Source organism: Mesorhizobium sp. M0119 (genome assembly GCF_040322615.1).
Classification (GTDB): Bacteria; Pseudomonadota; Alphaproteobacteria; order Rhizobiales; family Rhizobiaceae; genus Mesorhizobium.
In genome coordinates this window covers 1-20586 of sequence record NZ_JAMYTU010000024.1, presented here as the reverse complement: position 1 = coordinate 20586, position 20586 = coordinate 1, and the positions used below count along the sequence as shown (strand labels likewise).

At 64.6% G+C, this 20586-nt stretch carries 18 protein-coding genes and 1 pseudogene; 8 read left to right on the top strand and 11 right to left on the bottom strand.

The annotated features are described in order from the left end of the window. Positions 1–2: 2 nt before the first annotated feature. Positions 3–701, bottom strand: coding sequence for a nitroreductase (locus NKJ40_RS21090; RefSeq protein ID WP_352467707.1), 699 nt, complete (start codon positions 699–701; stop codon positions 3–5). A gap of 270 nt (positions 702–971) precedes the next feature. Here NKJ40_RS21090 and NKJ40_RS21085 point away from each other — a divergent pair, with 270 nt between their 5' ends. From NKJ40_RS21085 to NKJ40_RS21065, 5 genes are read left to right on the top strand one after another with little or no spacing between them, the layout of a single operon-like run. After that, positions 972–1565 (top strand): helix-turn-helix domain-containing protein, encoded by a 594-nt coding sequence (locus NKJ40_RS21085; protein WP_352467706.1) that lies wholly within the window; start codon positions 972–974, stop codon positions 1563–1565. 13 nt (positions 1566–1578) lie between these two features. After that, positions 1579–4032 (top strand): GcvT family protein, encoded by a 2454-nt coding sequence (locus NKJ40_RS21080; RefSeq protein WP_352467705.1) that lies wholly within the window; start codon positions 1579–1581, stop codon positions 4030–4032. Further along, entirely contained in the window at positions 4029–4928 is a 900-nt protein-coding gene (locus tag NKJ40_RS21075) for a homocysteine S-methyltransferase family protein (protein WP_352467704.1), read from the top strand. Before NKJ40_RS21080 ends, NKJ40_RS21075 begins: the two co-directional genes overlap by 4 nt. Beyond that, complete coding sequence (locus NKJ40_RS21070) at positions 4928–6109, top strand: pyridoxal phosphate-dependent aminotransferase (protein ID WP_352467703.1); 1182 nt, start codon at positions 4928–4930, stop codon at positions 6107–6109. The genes NKJ40_RS21075 and NKJ40_RS21070 overlap by 1 nt, the downstream gene beginning before the upstream one ends. Continuing rightward, the gene (locus tag NKJ40_RS21065; protein ID WP_352467702.1) at positions 6106–8565 is read left to right on the top strand and encodes a GcvT family protein; all 2460 of its coding nucleotides are present in this window, start codon (positions 6106–6108) and stop codon (positions 8563–8565) included. The genes NKJ40_RS21070 and NKJ40_RS21065 overlap by 4 nt, the downstream gene beginning before the upstream one ends. A 6-nt stretch (positions 8566–8571) precedes the next feature. Here the strand turns inward: NKJ40_RS21065 and NKJ40_RS21060 are convergent, their stop codons facing one another. The 6 genes from NKJ40_RS21060 to NKJ40_RS21035 form a co-directional block, all read right to left on the bottom strand. Next, positions 8572–9153: an NAD(P)H-dependent oxidoreductase gene (locus NKJ40_RS21060; protein ID WP_352467701.1), complete on the bottom strand. Its 582-nt coding sequence runs from the start codon at positions 9151–9153 to the stop codon at positions 8572–8574. A 210-nt stretch (positions 9154–9363) separates the two neighbouring features. After that, entirely contained in the window at positions 9364–10761 is a 1398-nt protein-coding gene (locus tag NKJ40_RS21055) for an FAD-binding oxidoreductase (RefSeq protein WP_352467752.1), read from the bottom strand. Further along, positions 10761–12062 (bottom strand): cytosine deaminase, encoded by a 1302-nt coding sequence (locus tag NKJ40_RS21050; RefSeq protein ID WP_352467700.1) that lies wholly within the window; start codon positions 12060–12062, stop codon positions 10761–10763. The genes NKJ40_RS21055 and NKJ40_RS21050 overlap by 1 nt, the downstream gene beginning before the upstream one ends. Before the next feature lie 178 nt (positions 12063–12240). Next, positions 12241–13092, bottom strand: a complete 852-nt coding sequence (locus NKJ40_RS21045; protein ID WP_352467698.1) for an ABC transporter permease — start codon at positions 13090–13092, stop codon at positions 12241–12243. Next, the gene (locus NKJ40_RS21040; protein ID WP_352467697.1) at positions 13079–13921 is read right to left on the bottom strand and encodes an ABC transporter ATP-binding protein; all 843 of its coding nucleotides are present in this window, start codon (positions 13919–13921) and stop codon (positions 13079–13081) included. The genes NKJ40_RS21045 and NKJ40_RS21040 overlap by 14 nt, the downstream gene beginning before the upstream one ends. Positions 13922–13924: 3 nt before the next feature. After that, on the bottom strand, positions 13925–14929 hold the full coding sequence (locus tag NKJ40_RS21035; RefSeq protein WP_352467696.1) for an ABC transporter substrate-binding protein: 1005 nt from the start codon (positions 14927–14929) through the stop codon (positions 13925–13927). Between the two features lie 277 nt (positions 14930–15206). Here NKJ40_RS21035 and NKJ40_RS21030 point away from each other — a divergent pair, with 277 nt between their 5' ends. Both NKJ40_RS21030 and NKJ40_RS21025 read left to right on the top strand, forming a co-directional pair. After that, the gene (locus NKJ40_RS21030) at positions 15207–15590 is read left to right on the top strand and encodes a RidA family protein (RefSeq protein ID WP_292662997.1); all 384 of its coding nucleotides are present in this window, start codon (positions 15207–15209) and stop codon (positions 15588–15590) included. A 110-nt stretch (positions 15591–15700) separates the two neighbouring features. After that, complete coding sequence (locus NKJ40_RS21025; RefSeq protein ID WP_352467695.1) at positions 15701–16504, top strand: creatininase family protein; 804 nt, start codon at positions 15701–15703, stop codon at positions 16502–16504. Here NKJ40_RS21025 and NKJ40_RS21020 read toward each other — a convergent pair whose 3' ends face one another. Together NKJ40_RS21020 and cobD are read right to left on the bottom strand one after the other, a co-directional pair. Further along, entirely contained in the window at positions 16505–17014 is a 510-nt protein-coding gene (locus NKJ40_RS21020; RefSeq protein ID WP_352467694.1) for a tyrosine phosphatase family protein, read from the bottom strand. Next, the gene (gene cobD, locus NKJ40_RS21015) at positions 17011–18069 is read right to left on the bottom strand and encodes a threonine-phosphate decarboxylase CobD (protein ID WP_352467693.1); all 1059 of its coding nucleotides are present in this window, start codon (positions 18067–18069) and stop codon (positions 17011–17013) included. The genes NKJ40_RS21020 and cobD overlap by 4 nt, the downstream gene beginning before the upstream one ends. Here cobD and cbiB point away from each other — a divergent pair. After that, positions 18068–19039, top strand: a complete 972-nt coding sequence (gene cbiB, locus NKJ40_RS21010; protein WP_352467692.1) for an adenosylcobinamide-phosphate synthase CbiB — start codon at positions 18068–18070, stop codon at positions 19037–19039. The two genes, cobD and cbiB, sit on opposite strands and share 2 nt — an antisense overlap. Before the next feature lie 300 nt (positions 19040–19339). Here the strand turns inward: cbiB and cobO are convergent, their stop codons facing one another. Then, positions 19340–19954 carry a cob(I)yrinic acid a,c-diamide adenosyltransferase gene (cobO, locus tag NKJ40_RS21005; protein WP_352467691.1) on the bottom strand — a complete coding sequence of 205 codons (615 nt, stop codon included), beginning with the start codon at positions 19952–19954 and terminating at the stop codon, positions 19340–19342. 1 nt (position 19955) lies between these two features. Beyond that, positions 19956–20438: pseudogene (gene cobU / locus NKJ40_RS21000) on the bottom strand (bifunctional adenosylcobinamide kinase/adenosylcobinamide-phosphate guanylyltransferase); the annotation flags it as partial. Positions 20439–20586 lie beyond the last annotated feature (148 nt).

Sequence of the window (20586 nt, the reverse complement as noted above, 5' to 3'; positions counted from 1 at the left end):
CCTTACTCGGCGAATGTCACCCACTCTTCTAGCGGCGCGCGGTCAGTGCGGAAGGCATTTTCGGGCTTGGACGTGTCCTCATGGCCGAGCGCCATGCCGCAGACGACGATCTCCTCGTCGGGAATGTTGAGCACCGGCCTGATCTGCCGGTGATAGGGCGCGAAGGCAGCTTGCGGACAGGTGTGCAGGCCCCTGCCCCGCGCCGCGACCATGATATTTTGCAGGAACATGCCGTAGTCGATCCATGACCCCTTGTTCAGCCGCCGGTCGACGGTGAAAATCATGCCGACCGGCGCATCGAAGAAGACGAAGTTGCGGTCGTGCTGTGCACGCATCCTGTCGACCTCGCGCCGGCCGATGCCGAGCACGCCGTAGAGGCCGAAGCCGTTGGTCCGCCGTCGCGTCAGATAAGGTTCGAAGAACTGGTCGGGATAATAGCGGTACTCGTCCCACTCGGCCTTTTCGGCGCGAATACCCGAGCTGAGGATAGCGTCGGTGATGCGCTGCTTGACCTCGCCCTTGGTCACATAGACTTTCCAGGGTTGCATATTGGTGCCTGATGGGGCGCGCGCGGCAACGGCGAGAATATCGCGGATGGTCTCGTCGTCGACCATATCGGGCAAGAAGGCGCGTACCGACCGCCGCGAGGTGATCGCGTCATCGACGATCGCCGCCGCAATCCGGGAGTTGTTTTCCAGCATGGCCGTCCCTTTGCGTATGATCCCGAGCCCGGCCTTCCGGAAGGATCAAGCGCCGACTAGAAGTGATGGAGCATCCTTGTGCGTCTTTTGAACGCCCGATAAGCCTATCCGCCTCGACCGGACGCCCCCACTCGCCGCTCGTGCGCCGAGCCTTTGCCCGAACCGTCAAAATGGCGCAAGTAAATCTTGTGGACGCGTGAAAATCCTCTTGATTTTTTCATGAGCCTGCCATCACATGAAATCCGGTGGGAATTTTTCACCGAAACAGGGATGGCTTTGCCCTCAACCGCCGCCAGATCGGAACAGGACAGTGGCGAGCGGCTGCTGGCTGGCGACATTCGCGCGTTGCGCAAGGCGCGCGGGTTGACGCTTGCTGAAATCGCACTGAAGCTCGGCCGTTCCGTCGGCTGGGTCAGCCAGGTCGAGCGAGGCCTGTCGGTCCCGTCGCTCGGCGATCTCAGGGCCTTCGCCGAATTGTTCGGCGTGCCGGTCAGCCTGTTCTTCAGCCATGACGTGCCTGTCGAGACCGAACGCGGCGTGGTCGTGCGCGCCGGCAACCGGCGCACGCTTGGCACAAGCGATTCCGGCCTGGTGGAGGAGCTTCTGTCGCCGGATCTCGGCGGTAGCTTCGAGATGCTGCGTTCGGTCTTCGCCCCCGGTGCCGAGCTGAAGACCGAGGCGCGCCGGCCGACTGAGGAAGCCGGTTACGTCGCGTCCGGCAGCTTCGACATCGAAATTGCCGGCGTCTGGCACCGGCTTGGAGAAGGCGACTCCTTCCGCTTCGACGGCAAGCCGTTCCGCTGGCGCAATCCTGGAACGGAACCGGCTGTGGTGATCTGGGTGGTTTCGCCGCCCGTCTATTGATCTGGAGAAGAACATGGCCGGTTTGCCGACCACGGCACGCGTTGTGATCATTGGAGGCGGTGCCGTCGGCGCCTCCTCGCTCTACCATCTCGCCAAAGCGGGCTGGGCCGACTGCGTGCTTCTGGAGAAGAACGAGCTGACCTCCGGCTCGACCTGGCATGCCGCCGGCAATGTGCCGACCTTCTCCTCGTCATGGTCGCTGATGAACATGCAGCGCTATTCGACCGAGCTCTATCGCCGGCTGGCCGACGAGGTCGGCTATCCCATGAACTACCACGTCACCGGCTCGCTCAGGCTGGCCCATAGCGCGGAGCGCATGCAGGAATTCCAGCGCGCCAAAGGCATGGGCCGCTACCAGGGCATGGACATCGACGTGGTCGGGCTCGACGAGATCAAGCGCCGTTACCCCTTCATCGAGACGCATGAGCTGAAAGGCGCGCTCTACGATCCGAATGACGGCGATATCGACCCGGCGCAATTGACCCAGGCGCTGGCTAAAGGTGCCCGCGACATGGGCGCGAAGATCATCCGCTTCTGTCCGGTTACCGGCGTGCGCCGAGACAACGACGAGTGGGTGGTCGAGACGGCGCAAGGCGAGATTCGCTGCGAGATCGTTGTCAACGCCGCGGGCTACCGCGCCGCCGAAGTCGGCAGGATGTTCGGCCGCGAGGTACCAATGATGGTGATGAGCCATCAATACATCCTGTTCGAGGAAATCCCCGAACTGGCGGCGTGGTCGAAGGAACAGGGCAAAAAGCTGCCGTTGCTGCGCGACGTGGACACGTCCTATTATCTGCGCCAGGAAAAGAACGGCATGAATCTCGGCCCCTATGAGCGCAATTGCCGCGCCCACTGGGTCGGCCACAACGACCCGATGCCCGACGATTTTTCCTTCCAGCTGTTTCCCGACGATCTCGACCGGCTGGAACATTACCTGGCCGATGCTGTCGCCCGCGTGCCGATCCTCGGCACCGCCGGCCTGTCCAAGGTCATCAACGGGCCGATCCCCTATGCGCCGGACGGCAACCCGCTGATCGGCCCGATGCCCGGCGTGCCCAACGCCTTCGAGGCCTGCGTCTTCACCTTCGGCATCGCCCAGGGCGGCGGCGCCGGCAAGGTGCTGGCCGAATGGGTGACCGAGGGCCAGACCGAATGGGACATGTGGTCGTGCGATCCGCGCCGTTTCACCGCCTTTGCCTCGGCCCCGGATTATTGCGTCGCCAAGGGCATGGAGATCTACGGCAACGAATACGCCATCCAATTCCCGCGCCATGCCTGGCCGGCCGGGCGCGACCGCAAGCTGTCGCCGCTCCACGACCGCATCAAGGCACTCGGCGCCCGGTTCGACGCTTATAATGGCTGGGAACGTGCCACCTGGTATGCGAAGCCAGGCGACGACATCTCCGAAGAATCCACCCTGACCTTCCGCCGCGACGGACCGTGGCAGCATCGCGTGCGCGAGGAATGCCTCGCCGTCCGCGATGCCGCCGGCATTTTGGACCTGCCGGGGTTTTCCCGTTTCAATCTCGACGGTCCGGGTGCCGCCGAATGGCTGAGCCTCCAGGTGACAGGCCTGGTGCCGAAACCCGGCCGCATCGGCCTCGTCTATTTTGCCGACGACAAGGGCCGCATCGTCACCGAAATGTCGGTGGTCCGCCACGACGAGAACCTGATTACGCTGATCACCGCCGCTGTGGCTCAGTGGCATGATTTCGAATGGCTGAAGTCGCGCATCCCGAAGGACGCGATGTTCAAGCTGGTCGACCGGACAGAGGAGTATTCGACGCAGATCCTTGCCGGCCCCAACTCGCGAAACATCCTCGCCGAAGTCTGCGCAGCCGACCTCACCCTGCCCTGGCTGACGCATCAGGAGACCAATATCGCCGGACGTTGGGCAAAGCTGGTGCGCGTGTCCTTCGCCGGCGAGCTCGGCTGGGAAATCCACAGCAAGGTCGACGATACCGCAGCCATCTTCGACGCGGTCTGGGCGGCCGGGCAGAGGCATGGCCTAAAACCGTTCGGCATGTACGCGCTGGATTCGCTCCGGCTCGAAAAAGGTTACCGCACCTGGAAGGGCGACCTGTCGACCGACTATTCGATCCTGCAGGGCGGGCTGGAGCGCTTCGTCAGATGGGACAAGCCCGACTTCCGCGGCAAGGCGGCGCTGCAGAACGAAAAGCAGCAGGGCGTAAAGAAACGCTTCGTCACGCTGGTCGTCGAGAACCCCGGCGACTGCGACGCACCCTATATGTCGACGCTGTGGCATGAAGGCCGGATCGTCGGCGAGACGACGTCCGGCGGCTGGGGTCATCGCATCGACAAGTCGATCGCGCTCGGCATGCTGCGCGCCGACCTCACCGAGCCGGGAACCGCGGTCGAGGTCGAGATCTTCGGCGAACGTTTTCGGGCGGTCGTGCAGAACGATGAGCCGTTATGGGATCCAAAGAACGAGAGGCTCAGAGCATGAAGACAGTCATCCTTACCGATGGCGGAATGGGACAGGAGCTGGTCCGCCGCAGCAGTTCCGAGCCGACGCCGCTGTGGTCAGCCAGGGTGCTGATCGACGAACCGGATCTGGTGCGCGATCTGCATGCGGAATTCATCCGCGCCGGCGCCCGCGTCATCACCATCAACACCTATTCAGCCACGCCGGAGCGGCTGGCGCGCGAGGGCGCGGAAGAGCTGTTCAAGCCGCTGCAGAAGCGCGGCATCGAACTGGCAAGGCAAGCACGCGACCAGGCCGGCGACGCGGCGATCGCCGGCTGCCTGTCGCCGCTGTTCGGCAGCTATGCGCCGGCGCTGACGATATCCTTCCAGGATACGCTCGACATTTATCGCCGCATCGTTGCCGAGCAGGCGGACGGCGTCGATCTGTTTCTGTGCGAGACAATGGCGTCGGCCGAAGAGGCGCGCGCTGCCGTCACCGCGGCGTCGGAAAGCGGCAAGCCCGTATGGGTGTCGTGGACGCTTTCCGACCACGGCACGCCGCGCCTGCGCAGCGGCGAAGCCATTGCAGCGACGTCAGGCGCTCTTGACGGCCTGCCCGTCGCGGCCCGGCTGATCAATTGCTGCCGGCCCGAAGCGATCGCTGCAGCGCTGCCCGAACTGATCGCTCTCGGCGGTCCGGTCGGCGCCTATGCCAATGGCTTCACCTCGGTCGAGGCGCTCAAGCATGGCGGCACCGTGGAAGTGCTGCACGCCCGCCACGACCTCGATCCGGATGCCTATGCCGGCCAGGCGGTCGGTTGGGTCGAGGCCGGCGCCGGCATCGTCGGCGGCTGCTGCGAAGTCGGCCCCACCCACATTGCCACCCTGCGCGACCGGCTCGAACAGGCCGGCTACGAAATGTCGGGAGTAGCATAATGCCCAGACCATCATCACGCATTTCCGGCATCGTGCCTTCCGGCAAGGACGGCTGGGAGGTTCATTCCGCTGCCTGGGCACGCAAACAGGCGGGCGAGGACATTATCATGCTGTCGGTCGGCGATCATGATTTCGACACGCCGAGCGAGACCATCGAAGCCTGCGTGACGGCGGTTCGCGCCAGTAATCACCACTACACCCCGCTTGCCGGCGTTCCGCGCCTGCGCAAGGCGATGGCGGCGGCCTCGACGCTCTGCACCGGCGTTGCGACCGGCCCCGACCAGGTCATCGCCACGCCGGGCGGGCAGGCCGCGCTCTACGCGGCCATTCAAGCGGTTCTCGACCAGGGCGACCATGCCATCGTCGTCGCGCCCTATTACGCCACCTATCCCAACACATTCAGCGCGGCGGGCGCCGAGTTCAGCGTCGTCGAGACACCCGCCGAGGATGGCTTTCAGCCGCGCGCCGCCGACATCCGCGCCGCACTTCGGCCGAACACCCGCGCCATCCTGATCAACACGCCCAACAACCCGACCGGTGCCGTCTATTCGCGCGAGCGCCTGGAAGAGCTGGCGCAGATCTGCCGCGAGCATGACCTCTGGCTGCTGTCGGACGAAGTCTACTGGACACTGGGCGGCGGCGAGCACGTCTCACCACGCTCGCTGCCCGGCATGGCGGAACGCACGCTGGTCATCAATTCGATGTCGAAGAGCCACGGCATGACCGGCTGGCGCATGGGCTGGCTGACCGGGCCGGAACCGATGGTCTCGCTGTTGACCGACCTCAATCTGGTGATGACCTACGGCCTGCCGGCCTTCATCAGTCTCGCCTGCGCGGAGGCGCTCGAAAATGGCTACGGCGTCAAGGAGATCGCCGAGCGCTACGCCGCGAGGCGCACCGTCGTCCTCGATGCCATGCGCGGCATGAACAACATCACGGTGCGCGGCTCCGAGGGCGGCATGTACGTCATGCTCGACATATCGGCCATCGAGCCGGACGATGAGAAATTCGCCTGGGCTTTGCTCGACCAGGAAAAGGTCGGCGTCATGCCCGGCTCGAGCTTCGGCGAGGCTGCAGCCGGCCACATCCGCTTCAGCCTCTGCCAGCCTGAGCCGGTGCTGATGGAGGCTGCCACGCGCCTGCGCCGCTTCGCCTCAAGCTATCGCCGTGAGGCCGCATGAGCGCCCCGCCTACCAAAACCATTCCGACCAAAGCAAGGGCGGTCATCATCGGCGGCGGCGTCTCCGGCTGCTCGGTCGCCTATCATCTGGCCAAGCTCGGCTGGACCGATATCGTGCTGCTGGAGCGCAAGCAGCTGACGTCGGGCACGACATGGCACGCCGCCGGCCTGATCGGCCAGTTGCGCGGCTCGCAGAACATGACGCGGCTGGCGAAGTACTCGGCCGACCTCTACGTCAAGCTGGAGGCCGAGACCGATGTCGGCACCGGCATGCGCCAGGTCGGCTCGATCACCGTGGCGCTGACCGAGGAGCGCAAGCACGAGATCTATCGGCAGGCGTCTCTCGCCCGCGCCTTCGATGTCGATGTGCGCGAGATTTCGCCTAGTGAAGTCAAGGAGATGTATCCGCATCTCAATGTGTCAGACGTGGTCGGCGCCGTGCATCTGCCGCTCGACGGCCAGTGCGACCCGGCCAACATCGCCATGGCGCTGGCCAAGGGCGCGCGCCAGCGCGGTGCGACCATCGTCGAGAACGTCAAGGTGGCCAAGGTGCATACCAGGGCCGGCCGCGTCACCGGCGTTTCCTGGGCGCAAGGCGACGAGCAAGGCCTGATCGAGGCCGATATCGTCGTCAACTGCGCCGGCATGTGGGCACGCGAGCTTGGCGCCCAGAACGGCGTCACCATCCCGCTGCACGCCTGCGAGCATTTCTATCTCGTGACGGAACCGATCCCCGGGCTCTGCCGGCTGCCGGTGCTGCGCGTGCCCGACGAGTGCGCCTACTACAAGGAAGACGCCGGCAAGATGATGCTCGGCGCTTTCGAGCCGGTGGCGAAGCCCTGGGGCATGAACGGCATAAGCGAGGAGTTCTGCTTCGACCAGTTGCCGCAGGACATGGACCATTTCGAGCCGATCCTGGAAATGGGCGTCAACCGCATGCCGATGCTGGCCACCGCCGGCATCCACACCTTCTTCAACGGCCCCGAGAGTTTTACCCCCGACGACCGCTATTATCTCGGCGAGGCGCCGGAGCTTTCCGGGTACTGGATGGCGACCGGTTACAATTCCATCGGCATCGTCTCCTCCGGCGGCGCCGGCATGGCGCTGGCGCAATGGATCAATGACGGCGAAGCGCCGTTCGATCTCTGGGAGGTCGACATCCGCCGCGCCCAGCCGTTCCAGAAGAACCGCCGCTATCTCAAGGAGCGCGTCTCCGAAACGCTCGGCCTGCTCTATGCCGATCATTTCCCCTACCGGCAGATGGCAACCTCGCGGAACGTGAGGCGCTCGCCGCTGCACGAACATCTGAAGGCGCGCGGCGCGGTGTTCGGCGAGGTCGCCGGCTGGGAGCGCGCCAACTGGTTCGCTAGGTCCGGCCAGGAGCGCGAATACCGCTATTCCTGGAAACGGCAAAACTGGTTCGACAACCAGTGCGAGGAGCATCTGGCGGTCAGGAACAGCGTCGGCCTGTTCGACATGACCTCCTTCGGCAAGATCCGTGTCGAGGGTCGCGACGCCTGCGCTTTCCTGCAAAGACTCTGCGCCAACGACATGGACGTGGCGCCGGGCAAGATCGTCTACACCCAGATGCTCAACCAGCGCGGCGGCATCGAGAGCGATCTCACCGTCTCGCGGCTGTCCGAAACCGCCTTCTTCCTCGTCGTGCCCGGCGCGACGCTGCAACGCGACCTGGCGTGGCTGCGAAAACATCTTGCCGAGGAGTTCGTCGTCATCACCGATGTGACCGCGGCCGAAGCGGTGCTCTGCCTGATGGGCCCGGATTCGAGGAAGCTGATCCAAAAGGTCAGCCCGAATGATTTCTCCAATGACAACAACCCGTTCGGAACGTTTCAGGAGATCGAGATCGGCATGGGCCTGGCCCGCGCCCACCGCGTCACCTATGTCGGCGAACTCGGCTGGGAGCTTTATGTCTCGACCGACCAGGCTGCCCATGTCTTCGAGGCGATCGCGGAGGCAGGCACCGATGTCGGCCTGAAGCTATGCGGCCTGCACACTTTGGATTCCTGCCGCATCGAAAAGGCGTTCAGGCATTTCGGCCACGACATCACCGACGAGGACAATGTGCTGGAGGCCGGCCTCGGCTTCGCAGTGAAAACGGCCAAGGGCGATTTTATCGGCCGCGATGCAGTGCTGAGGAAGAAAGAAACCGGCCTGTCACGCCAGCTGGTGCAGTTCCGCCTGAACGACCCCGAGCCGTTGCTCTTCCACAATGAGGCGATCCTGCGCGACGGCAAGATCGTCGGGCCGATCACCTCCGGCAATTACGGCCATCATCTCGGCGGCGCAATCGGCCTTGGTTACGTGCCTTGCAAGGGCGAGAGCGAGGCAGATGTGCTGTCGTCGTCCTACGAGATCGAGATCGCCGGCGAGCGCTTTGCCGCCGAGGCTTCGCTTAAGCCGATGTACGATCCGAAGTCGGAACGGGTCAGGATGTAACGCACCTCAGAATGCGTCCATCCTGACCGCGACCTTCGCCACGAACCTCGTCCGCGTCTCGTCGGTCGACAGGTTCATCGAATAATGCGCGATGTATGAAACCGACCCGCCGGGCTTGATGGTCGCACGCAGCACCCGCTTGACCAGCTTGCGCGGCGGGTCACCCATCAGCATGGCTCGGAACCGGCTGCCGCCATAGGTCGTGACCGCGACCACCTTGCGGATGTTGTGCAGTGACGGCTGCACCTTGCCGTCGACCAGCTTGAACGACACGCCGGGCAGGAAGACGCGATCGAAAAAGCCTTTCAGAATGGCCGGATAGCCGAAGTTCCACACCGGAAACGACAGCACCAGCGCCTCGGCCCGGAGCAGGCGCTCGACATAAGCCGCCGCAGGATCGCCGGCGCCGCGCGCGTCGTGATATGAGAGCCGTTCGGCCCGCGTCAGCCTGGGATCGAAACCCTCGGCATAGAGATCGCAGTCGTCGACGACATGGCCGGCCGCCGTCAACCGCTCGACGATGGTCCGGTGCAGACCGGCGTTGAAGCTGGTCTCGACCGGATGAGCGTAGAGGACGAGGATGTTCACAGGAGAACAACCCGCAGGTCAGCGCGAGGCACCCCCCTCTGCCCTGCCGGGCATCTCCCCCTCAAGGGGGGAGATTGGCCGTCACCAATGCCTTCGCTCAACACCAAAGCCGCAAGATTCGATAGACATCGAAACTGCCAATCTCCCCCCATGAGGGGGAGATGGCCGGCAGGCCAGAGGGGGGTACAGCGCCATACGCCCGTCATCGTCTCAACCCGTCTTCTCCAGCCCCTTGAACAGGAATGACTTGCCGGAGCGATAATCATAGTCCGGGTTTTCCCAGGCAATCATCTTGCCCGGATTGAGCAGCCCTTGCGGGTCGGTCTCGCGCTTGAAGGCCAGTTGCACCTCATCCGTCCGCTTCATGCCGCCTTCTTCCAGCGTGTAGCGGTGCGGGTTGAAGATCCAGCAGCCATTGTCCTCGTGGATGCGGATGATCTCGTCCAGCCGCTCGGCCGTGGTGAATCGCACCAGCGGCAGCCCGGCGATGCCGATGGCTCCGTCGAAGCGGATGAATTCGAGATGCGCCGGCACCTCGTCGCCGAAGCGTTCGACCATCGCCTTGACGTGACCGAGGTGGTCCGGCGACGGATAGCGGGTCTGCAGGTAGGTGATCGTCGGATCGACCCGGATGGCGCGCAACGTGGTGTGGTTCCAGGTCAGCTCATAGGCCGGCGGCAGCCCCTTGAGATCGGCCTCCTTGTCGGCGCGGAAGACGATCTCGCCCTTGCTGCGCGTCGTGAAGGCGAGGAAGGCATCCATCGCATGCGGGGCGATCATCAGGACGACGATGCTTTGGCCGCGCCGGAAAAACCGCTGGTGGCGCTTGAAGTAATCGTAGGGGATCGGTGCTGCGATCGGCGTGATCAGTTTCGCCAATATGCCGTCCTGGATGGCGAGGTCGTTGCCGAAGCCGGCCGCATCCATGAAATCGTCGAAGCCGACGATGACGTCGATCCAGTCATAGCTGGCGGTCAGCGGCATCTCGACTTCGGTGATGATGCCGTTGGTGCCATAGGCGTGCATGACCTTCAGCACGTCCTCGCCGGTGAGCTCCATGACACGTGGCTGTGCCTCCATGGTCACAGTCCTCAGCCGGATGACGTTGCCGAGGTCGCGCAGTCCGCCCCAGCGGATCGAGCCGATACCGCCGGAGCCGCCGGCGACGAACCCGCCGATCGATGCGGTATTGTAGGTCGATGGCGACATCCGGAGCTCCTGGCCGGAATGCGCCCGCGTCGCTCTGTCGATGTCGGCGAGCACGGCGCCGGGACCGGTGACGACACGGCCGGGCGCGATCGTCTTGATCGCGTTCATCTCAGCGAGATTGAGCACCACACCGCCGGACAAGGGCATCGCTTGGCCGTAGTTCCCGGTGCCGCTGCCGCGCGGCGTTACCGGGACGCCATGCCGGTGGCAGGCGGCGAGAATGCGGACGACCTCGTCTTCGGTTTTCGGCGTCACGATCAGGTCACCGGTGACATGGTCGAGCTGCTGCTTCAGCACGGGGCTGTACCAGTAGAAGTCGCGGCTCTTCTGCTGGACGATCGCCGGATGGTCGTCGACCTTGAGGCCGTCCAGGTCGCGCTTGAGCGCCACAATATCCATCATTCCACCATCAGATCATCGAGTTCGGCATAATCGGGCAGCTGGCGCTCGATCGCATGCCCGTCGCGCACGACGATGCGATCCGATTCGGGCCGCGACAGCAATTCCGTCCAGCTTCGCCCCCTGAAGACGACGAAATCGGCCGTCCCTCCGGCGGCAAGCGTGCCGAAACCATCGAGCCGCATCACCTTGGCCGGCGTCGCGGTCACAGCTTGCGGCCAGTCGGCAACGGGATGGTCGAAATGCAGGATGCGCGTCGCCATGCGATAGACCTCCAGCATATCGAGATCGCCATAGGCGTAGAACGGGTCGCGCGTATTGTCGGAGGCGACGGCGACGGCAATGCCGCGCGCCTTCATCTCGTGCAGCAGCGTCACCCCGCGCCAGCGCGGCGTTGTCTTGTCGCCGCGCCGGTCCTGCAGATAGAGATTGCACATCGGCAGCGACACCACCGCCAGGCCGGCTTTGGCGACCTTGTCCAGCGTGTCGAGCACGTCGAGGTCGGGCTGGCGCGCCAGAGAGCAGCAATGGCCGACCAGGATGTTCCCGTCAAAACCGTTCCAAAGGGCTGCTTCGGCAATCTTCTTCAGCGAGATCGCCGCGACATCGTCGGTCTCGTCGGCATGGAAATCGAGGTCGAGGCCGTGCTTGATCGCCTGCGCGAACACCTGGTCGAGCAGTTCTTCGAGATCTGGCACCATGTAAGTAACGACGCCGAGCACGCCCTTGGCCGCAGCCACCCGCTTGGCCAGCCTCTCGAACCATTTCCTGTCGCGCACGCTCTCGATGCCGAGTAGGCAGGCCGCCTGCAGCTCGATGCGGCCGCGCCATTTTTCCCGCATCGTCTCGAACACCGGCCAGGAGATCTCTTCTTGCGGCGCAACGCTGTCGAGATGCGTGCGCAGCGCCCTGGTGCCGTGCGCATAGGCCGAGCGCAGCGAAAAATCCATGCGGCGGGCAACGTCGTCGGCGCTCCAGCGCGCCGCCCGGTCGGCGCCGGTTGCATTCAGCGCGGCCATGAAAGTGCCGTCGGGATTGGGCTTTCGAGGCCAGATATGGCCCTTGTCGATATGGGTGTGGCAGTCGACGAAGCAGGGCAGCACGATTCGGCCGGCGAGGTCGATTGCGTCTGCCGGTGCGTTGGATCGGCTATGTCCGACAATATTGGAGATTCTGCCATCTGCGACGGCGATATCGGCAAGCGCAAATCCGTCGGCGTCGAAGCCTCCAGCAAGGCCCGGCGTCAGCGACGCGTGAAGCCGGACATTGGAAAGATGGTAGGAACCAGAAGCTGGTATCAAGGCGTACCCCCCTCTGTCCTGCCGGACATCTCCCCCTCAAGGGGGGAGATTGGCAGCTTCGCCGATGGTGTTCGTCTTGCAACGTTGGTAATTGGCGAAATCCTGGATGGCATCCAATCTCCCCCCTTGAGGGGGAGATGTCCGGCAGGACAGAGGGGGGTGCTGGCGCTGCCCACCATCACCGCTCCTGCCTCAGCGCGCTCTCGTGCCAGCGCCGCAAAATGAGATGCGAAATCAGCGACAGCACCAGGAAGATCAGGATGCCGGTGAGCGAGATCAGGATCAGCGCCGCGAACAGCCTCGGTGCGTTGAGCCGGTAGCCGGCCTCGATTATGCGCGAGGCGAGGCCGGACGACTGGCCGGTGGCGCCGGCGACGAACTCGGCCACCACCGCGCCGATCAGCGACAGGCCGCCGGCGATCTTCAGCCCACCGAGGAAATAAGGCATCGCCGCCGGCAGCCGCAGATAGCGCAATTGCTGCCAGCGGGTGGCGCCGTTGAGCTTGAACAAATCGCGCAGATTGCGGTCGACGGAATTGAGGCCGAGCGTGGTGTTGGACAGGATCGGGAAAAAGGCGACGATCCAGGCGCAAAGCAGCAGCTTTGTTGTCTGATCGTTGACATAGATGTTGATCAGCGGAAAGATCGCGACGATCGGCGTCACCTGCAGCACGATGGCAAAGGGAAAGAACGACATCTCCACCCATTTCGACTGAGCGAACAGCACCGCCAGCCCGACGCCGCCGACCACGGCGAGAAGCAGGCTCAAGAAGGTGATCCTGAGCGTCACCAGCAGCGAGGAGAACAGCAGCCCGGCATCGTCATGCAGCGTCTGCAGCACCACGCCGGGACGCGGCAGGATGTATTTCGGGATGTCGTTCCAGACGCAGACGCGGTCCCACAGCCAGATCGCCAGGATCATGATCGCCAGCGGCAGCAACCATCTGCCGATGCGCTCGAAGCGCTCCTGGCGAACGCGACGCGCCTCCTCCGGGTCGAGCGCCAGGATTTGTTCTTCAATGGCCGTCATGATGCGGCCCGGCTGTTGAGTTGATGGCGCCGATCAACACGTCGGATGCCTGGCGGCAAAGCGCGGCATAGTCGGGCGAGGTGCGAAACGCCTCGTCGCGCGGATAGGGCGCGTCAACGCCAAGCTCGGCGAACACCCGGCCCGGCCGCGCCGCCATGACGACGACGCGATTGGAGAGGAATACGCTTTCGAAGACGCTGTGGGTGACGAAAACGACAGTAAAGCGCTCATCCTGCCATAGCTCCAGAAGGTCGTTGTTGAGCTTGAAGCGGGTGATCTCGTCGAGTGCCGCGAACGGCTCGTCCATCAACAGAATCCGCGGCTTGGTCACCATGGCGCGGGCGATCGAGACGCGCATCTTCATGCCGCCTGACAATTCGCGTGGCACGGCATTCTCGAAGCCGGTCAGGTGAACCCGCGCCAGCATCTCCATCACCGCGGGCGCCGCCTTGCCCCGTGACACGCCCTTCAGCCGCAGCGGCAGCCAGACATTGTCGAAGACGTCGGCCCAGGGCAGCAGCGTCGGCTCCTGGAAGACGAAGCCGATATTCGAACGGTCGCCGATATTCGAACGATCGCGGGCGCCGCTGCCGCGCCAGTCGAGCACGCCCGAGGTCGGCGTCGACAGGCCGGCAATCAGCCGCAATGCCGTCGATTTGCCGCAACCCGACGGCCCGAGCAGGCTGAGGAAATCGCCCTCCCGGATCGTCAGCTCGACATTGCTGAGCGCGGTGACGCCGTTGGAAAACACCTTGCCGACGCCACGCAGCGCCAACAGTGTCGGCCCCGGTACACTTCCTGGCTGTTGCGCCACTTTCTCCAGCTTCACGGCCTACTTCTTCAGGTCGAGCCCGACGCTCTTGTTGACGAAGGAAAGCGTGTAGGCCTTCTTGATGTCAACGCCCGCCAGCGCGACCTTGGCCTTGACCATCTTGTCGTAGAAACTCTGGATGCGTGCGTCGGTCATGGCGCCGATGCCGAGCTTTTCGCTGTCGCCGGAATCGACCACGCCGAATTTCTTCAGCTGCTCGATCGAGAAGGCGATCTGCTCATCCGTCATGTCCGGATTTTCCTTCTTGATCATTTCGTTGGCGGCCTTGTTGTCGCCGTAGAGATAATTGTACCAGCCCTTGGCCGAGCCATCGACGAAGCACTGGACCACCTCGGGCCGCTTGTCGATCGTCTCCTGCATGGTCTCGACCGTCGTTGCATATGTGTCCCAGCCATAGTCGGCCAGCAGAAACTGGTTCGGCGTGAAACCGCCCTGCTTCTGGACGGCGAATGGCTCCGAGGTGACGTAACCCTGCTGGATCGACTTCTTGTTGGCGATGAACGGCGCCGGGTTGAAAGTGTAGGGCACGCGTTTTGCGGCATCGAAGCCGAGGTCGGTGACCATCCACTGAAAGAAGGTTTGCGCACCTTCGTCGCCGAGGATGTACTGGTCGGCGTTCTTCAGGTCTTCCCATTTGTCCAGCCCCTGCCCTGGATGAGACATGATGACCTGCGGGTCCTTTTGGAAGTCGGCGGCCACGACGCGCATCGGTATGCCTTGCTGCACGGCATCGAAGGCCGACAGCAGATTGCCGCCCATGTAGAAATCGATCTTGCCGGCCAGCAGCAGCGGCCGGCCGCTGACCTGTGGGCCGCCCTGCATGATTGTCACGTCGATGCCGCAGGCGGCATAAGTACCATCCACCACGGCCTGGTAGTAACCGCCATGCTCCGGCTCGGCCAACCAGTTGGTGCCGAAGGTGACTTTTTCGTTCGCTGCCGCGGCAAGCGTACCTGCGCCAAGCAGCACGATCGCGCCCGCCGAAATCTTGAGTCTTCCGTACATCCACACCACCCTTTGTTCGCTCCGGCGCATCACGCGCCGGGCTAGACACCATTGTTTCAAGAAGCAAGACACATGCCACCGGCGCGTTGCGCCGGGACCGCCCGCTTGTGCAATGCCCGCCTGTGCAATGGCGGCGCGAAGGCCGGACGGGTCATGCTGTACGAAAGGCATCGTGCCTATTTTTTGATCGCCTGTCCACAATCGCCCTCGTGACATGCACCGCCATCTTGATGCCCGCCTACATCCAGCTTTACGCTGACGAGAACCGGAGATTGCCATGTTCAAATTTCTCACGCCGAAGTCGATCAAGCCGCCCTTCGCCCGCTACAGCCACGGCGTCGAGCTGCCGCCCGGCAAACGGCTGGTGCTGTGTTCGGGCCAGGTCGCCATCACAGCGGACGACCAGATCCCCGAGGAGCCCGGCGCACAGGCCGAGCTCTGTTTCCAGAACATAGCGGCGATTCTCGGCGAGGCCGGGCTCGGCCTGTCCGACATCGTCCGCATCAACGCCTATGTCACCGACCGCGCGTTCCTGCGGCCCTATATGGAGGTTCGCGACCGGCTGTTCGCCAGCCCGGCGCCGGCCTCGACGCTGATGATCGTGTCCGGCTTTGCCCGGCCGGAATTCAAGGTCGAGATCGAGGTCATTGCGGCGGGATGAGCAGCGCTGGCCAGCGGCTGGAATCGACAGGCCGATGATCTCAAGTTACACGACAAAGGTTGGCGCCGCCCCTCATCAAGCGCGCATTCAGTCTCTCTTTGAGGTTCAAAATGGCCGGGACAAAAAAACGCGTATGGTGGGGTGACTACCGGACCACCGAATATGCGACCATCGATCCGGAGGCGACCATTGCCGTTCTGCCGCTGGCAGCGATCGAACAGCACGGGCCGCATCTGCCGGTTTCGACCGACACCTCGATCATGAACGGCATGCTCGACACGGTGATCGCCCGCCTGCCCGGCGATCTCGATATCCGCATCCTGCCGGTGCAGGCGATAGGCAAGTCGAACGAGCATTTGCATGCGCCCGGCACCCTCACCCTGCCGGCGACGACCTTGGTCGAAGCATGGACCGAACTCGGCCTGTCGGTCGCGCGCGCCGGCATCCGAAAACTGGTCGTCGTCAACTCGCATGGCGGCAATGAGGAGATCATAGGCATTATCACCCGCGAATTGCGCGTGCGGGCAAAGATGCTGGCGGTAAAGACCAGCTGGCAGCGTTTTGGCCGGCCGGCCGGCATGTACACCGACCTCGAAGACCGCCACGGCATCCATGGCGGCGACGTCGAGACCTCGCTGATGCTGCATTTCCGGCCTGACCTCGTCGACATGGCCAAGTCCGATAATTTCGTGTCCAAGGTTGCCCGTGCCGAAAAGGACTTTTCGCTGCTGCGCCAAACCGGAACGCACGCCTTCGCCTGGATCGCCAGCGACCTCAACCCGAATGGCGTGGTCGGCGACGCCAGCATTGCCACCGCCGAAAAAGGCCGGCTCACCGCCGAGCATCAGGCCGACGGCTTCATCGGCCTGCTGAGGGACGTGCGCAAGGCAAAGCTGGCGGATTGGCTGACGTAATCAAGCGTCGATCCTCAGCGCAAAAGGCGTGCCCTCAAACGCTTCGGCACCGCGCCCGATCGCCTCGATGGCGCGGCTCATGCGGCCGTTGCGCTCGAGCAGTGCGTCGGCAATGGCGATCAGCCGCGGATTGGGCGTCGCCGTGGGCGACAGCGCGCGCAGCGTCTCGGCCAACTCGGCCTCGTCGCGCTTCGGCGCCAGCGCTGCCGCGATGATGTAGGCCGAGGCAGTCGAGCGGCTGATGCCGGCATAGCAATGCACCACCAGCGGCCGCGAGCGGTCCCATTGGCGCGCGAAATCGAGCAGGTTCAAGACATGCTCCTCGCCCGGCATGGTCATGCCCTCCTGCGCTACCGCAATGTCGTGCATGACCAGATGCAGATGGTTTTCCCTGGTGATCGAGGCCGGCCGCATCACCTCCGTGCCGGCGGCAAGCAGCGAAAGCAGCCGCTCGGCCCCGGTCTTCGTTACCGTTTCCTCGACTTTGGACAGCGAGCAGACGTGGATCATTGGATCGTTTCTCCCTTGGCATCATCGTCGCGCTCGGAGGCCCAGCCGGCAAGTGCGGATTCGAGCCGCCGCCATTCTTCGTCGGCTCCCGGCAGGCCGGCGCGCAGCACATCCGGACGGTCGGCGAAATGCCGAAGCAGGATGCCGCGCTGGCCGAGCACCGAAAACAGGCCGGCGGCGTCCGCCAGCCTGATATAGCGGAACAGCGAGGTGCCACCGGCGACAGGCACACCGAAGCGGCCGAACAGCGTATCGAGCCGTGCGGCATCCTCGGCCAGACGGCGCCGCATCCCGGCCTGCCAGCCGGTATCGGCAAGCGCCCTTATGCCATATTCGAGCGCCGGCCCGGCAACCGCCCATGGCCCGAATTGCGCCTCCAGCCGCTCGACCGTCAGCGCATCGGCCAGTGCAAAGCCAAGCCGCAGGCCGGCCAGGCCGAAGAACTTGCCGAACGAGCGCAGCACGACGATGCCGCCCTGGTCGACGTCACCGGCCAGGCTTTCGCTGCGCGGGCCGACATCCATGAAGGCCTCGTCGACCACCAGCAGCCCGCCTCCGGCGCGCAATTTTGCGGCAAGTCGAAGCAATCTTTCGCGCTCGACGACGCGCCCGTCCGGGTTGTTGGGATTGACGACGACGGCAAGGTCGGCCACCGCCAGGGCTTCGAAATCATCGACTTCAGCCGCCGCATGGCCGGCGATCGCTGCTGCCCGCCGATGCTCGGCATAAGTCGGCCCGAGCACCAGCGCCTTGCCCGGGCTGACCAGCGAAGCGACGCGCGGCAACAGGATCTGCGTGCCGGGCGCCGCCGCGACGTTCGCCGCCGACGGCGCGCCATAGGCGCTTGCCGCGAGTTCAGCCAAGTTGCGGCTGCGCGCTGTTTCCGGCAATCGCGACAGGGCGGTGGCGGGCAAATCGAAAAGCGGGTAGGAGTGCGGATTGATCCCGGTCGAGAGGTCGACGAAAGGCAGCGGCGCGTGAGGGAAAAGCGCCCTCGCCCGGCCAAGGCTTCCGCCGTGGTCCACTGCCGCCGTCACTCCATCAAGAGACTTCATGTCGATCCTGATCACTTTCCTGTCGCTGGCCATCGAACTTGTACTCGGCTACCCGGCCTGGCTCTTCGATGCCATTGGCCATCCCGTCACCTGGTTCGGCAGGCTGATATCCTTTCTCGACCGCAGGCTCAACCGCGCCACTGATTCCGACGCCCACCGTCGCCGCTGGGGCGTCTTCGCGCTGCTGGTGATCGTGCTGGTGCCGGCCGCCCTCGCTCTCTGGTTCGAAACCTTGCTTTGGAGCATTCCCCTCGGCTTGTTGGTCACCGCGATCCTGGCGACGTCGTTGCTGTCGCAGAAGAGCCTGGCCGAGCATGTCGAAGCGGTGGCCGACGCCCTCGACAGCGGCGGACTGGACATGGGCCGCATTGCCGTCTCGCGGATCGTCGGCCGCGACCCGGAAAAGCTCGACAGGGCCGCTGTCTGCCGCGCCGCGATCGAAAGCCTGGCCGAGAATTTCTCCGACGGCGTCGTCGCGCCGGCCTTCTGGCTCGGTATCGGCGGGCTCGCCGGCGGCGTCGCCTACAAGGCCGCCAACACCGCCGATTCGATGATCGGCCATCGCACCCCGCGCCACGAAGCCTTCGGCTGGGCGTCGGCGCGCTTCGACGACTGGATCAACCTGCCGGCGTCGCCGCTATCGGCGCTTCTGATCGTACTCGCCGCCTTCCTGGTCAAGGGCGCCGACGCCAAAGCCGCCTGGCAGGCCGTGCGGCGCGATGCGAAAAAGCACCGCTCGCCCAATGCCGGCTGGCCGGAAGCAGCGATGGCCGGCGCGCTCGGCCTGGCGCTCGCCGGGCCCCGTTCCTACGATGGCGTCATGGTCGATGACGCATTGATGGGCGAAGGCGGCCGCCGCGATGATGTCGAGAGCACCGACATCCGACGGGCGCTGAAACTCTACCGCGTCGCCGACTTGCTGCTGATTGCGCTGTTCGGGGTAGTCGCGGCGCTCGTTATCTTGGCGTGACCTGCGCTCGAGATCGAGCGGAAACAAAAAACCCGCCAAGCGGCGGGTCGTTGGAGCCAATTAGCACCATAGCCAAATTACTAGCATAGCTGCCGGCACAAAGCAAGAACAAAATAGGGCTACGCCTCAAATAATCGCTTCAGGTCGGCGCTGCCCCTCACCCTTACCCTCTCCCCGTGAAAGACGGGGAGAGGGGATCGCCAGCGTTGCGGCTAGCCCCTTCTCCCCGTCCTTCACGGGGAGAAGTCGCCGGCAGGCGGATGAGGGGCAGCGCTGACCTCGACAAACCAGCAACACTCCTCAGAACTCGATCCCCTGCTGCGCCTTCACGCCGGCGGAGAAGTGGTGCTTGGTCACGCCCATCTCGGTGACCAGATCGGCCGCCTCGATCAGCGCCGGCTTGGCGTTGCGGCCGGTGACGACGACGTGCAGGCCCTCGCGCCGCGCCTTCAGCGCCGCGACCACCTTTTCGAGATCGAGATAGTCGTAGCGCAGGGCGATGTTCAGCTCGTCGAGCACCACGAGGCTGATCGACGGCTCGGCCATCAGCTCCAGCGCTTTCGCCCAGGCAGCCTCGGCCGCGGCGATGTCGCGCTTCAGGTCCTGCGTCTCCCAGGTAAAGCCTTCGCCCATGGCGTGCCAGACGACGCGGTCGCCGAAGCAGGCAAAAGCGTCCTTCTCGCCGGTGTGCCACTTGCCCTTGATGAACTGGACGACGCCGACGCGCTTGCTATAGCCGAGCATTCTGAGCGCCAGACCGAAGGCGGCCGTGGTCTTGCCCTTGCCCGGCCCGGTGTTGACGATCAGCAGCCCCTTCTCGACCGTCTTGGCCGCGACCTCGGCGTCCTGCACCGCCTTGCGCTTGGCCATCTTGGCGCGGTGGCGTTCCTCGTCCTTGGGATCAACATCAGCCATGTCATTTCACCTTGAGCGGCAGCCCTGCCACCATCAAAAGCACGGTGCCGGCAACGGCCGCGACGTCCTGGTTCAGCCGGCCGGCGGCGTCGCGAAACCGTCTTGCCAGCGCATTGTCCGGCACGATGCCCTGGCCGACCTCGTTGGACACCACGAACCACGGCCCACGCGGCCGCGACAGCACATCCGCCAGCCTTCGGCATTCGGCCTCGACATCATGTTCGGCCAGCATATGGTTGGTCAGCCACAGCGTCAGGCAATCGATCAGCACCGGCTGGCCGTCAGGCAGTGCCTCGATCGCGTCGGCAAGGTCGAGCGGCGCCTCAATGGTCGTCCAGCCCTCGCCTCGCCGCGACCGGTGCAGCGCGATACGCTGGCGCATCTCCTCGTCATTGGCTTGCGCCGTGGCGATATAGCTCCACGGCGCCGGACAGGCGCTCCCCAGCCTCTCGGCATTGGGGGCCGCGCCGCCGCGCCGCCCCCCCCCCCCCCCCCCCCCCGCCGCCCGCCCCCGCGCCGCCCGCCGGCGCGGTGGTGGGCGGCCGGGCAGCGGGGGTGGCTGGCGGCCTCGGCGCCCCGCCGTCCCCCCCCTCCCCCGCCCCCCCCCCCCCCCCCCCCCCCCGCCGGAGAAA

Excerpts from the sequence above, each read along its gene's own strand:
- NKJ40_RS21020 (WP_352467694.1), bottom strand. The coding sequence starts at position 17,014 with ATGATCCACGTCTGCTCGCTGTCCAAAGTCGAGGAAACGGTAACGAAG.
- NKJ40_RS21090 (WP_352467707.1), bottom strand. The coding sequence starts at position 701 with ATGCTGGAAAACAACTCCCGGATTGCGGCGGCGATCGTCGATGACGCG.
- NKJ40_RS21045 (WP_352467698.1), bottom strand. The coding sequence starts at position 13,092 with ATGACGGCCATTGAAGAACAAATCCTGGCGCTCGACCCGGAGGAGGCG.
- cobD (WP_352467693.1), bottom strand. The coding sequence starts at position 18,069 with ATGAAGTCTCTTGATGGAGTGACGGCGGCAGTGGACCACGGCGGAAGC.
- NKJ40_RS21080 (WP_352467705.1), top strand. The coding sequence starts at position 1,579 with ATGGCCGGTTTGCCGACCACGGCACGCGTTGTGATCATTGGAGGCGGT.
- NKJ40_RS21035 (WP_352467696.1), bottom strand. The coding sequence starts at position 14,929 with ATGTACGGAAGACTCAAGATTTCGGCGGGCGCGATCGTGCTGCTTGGC.
- cbiB (WP_352467692.1), top strand. The coding sequence starts at position 18,068 with ATGTCGATCCTGATCACTTTCCTGTCGCTGGCCATCGAACTTGTACTC.
- NKJ40_RS21085 (WP_352467706.1), top strand. The coding sequence starts at position 972 with ATGGCTTTGCCCTCAACCGCCGCCAGATCGGAACAGGACAGTGGCGAG.
- cobO (WP_352467691.1), bottom strand. The coding sequence starts at position 19,954 with ATGGCTGATGTTGATCCCAAGGACGAGGAACGCCACCGCGCCAAGATG.
- NKJ40_RS21075 (WP_352467704.1), top strand. The coding sequence starts at position 4,029 with ATGAAGACAGTCATCCTTACCGATGGCGGAATGGGACAGGAGCTGGTC.
- NKJ40_RS21070 (WP_352467703.1), top strand. The coding sequence starts at position 4,928 with ATGCCCAGACCATCATCACGCATTTCCGGCATCGTGCCTTCCGGCAAG.
- NKJ40_RS21055 (WP_352467752.1), bottom strand. The coding sequence starts at position 10,761 with ATGGATATTGTGGCGCTCAAGCGCGACCTGGACGGCCTCAAGGTCGAC.
- NKJ40_RS21030 (WP_292662997.1), top strand. The coding sequence starts at position 15,207 with ATGTTCAAATTTCTCACGCCGAAGTCGATCAAGCCGCCCTTCGCCCGC.
- NKJ40_RS21065 (WP_352467702.1), top strand. The coding sequence starts at position 6,106 with ATGAGCGCCCCGCCTACCAAAACCATTCCGACCAAAGCAAGGGCGGTC.
- NKJ40_RS21025 (WP_352467695.1), top strand. The coding sequence starts at position 15,701 with ATGGCCGGGACAAAAAAACGCGTATGGTGGGGTGACTACCGGACCACC.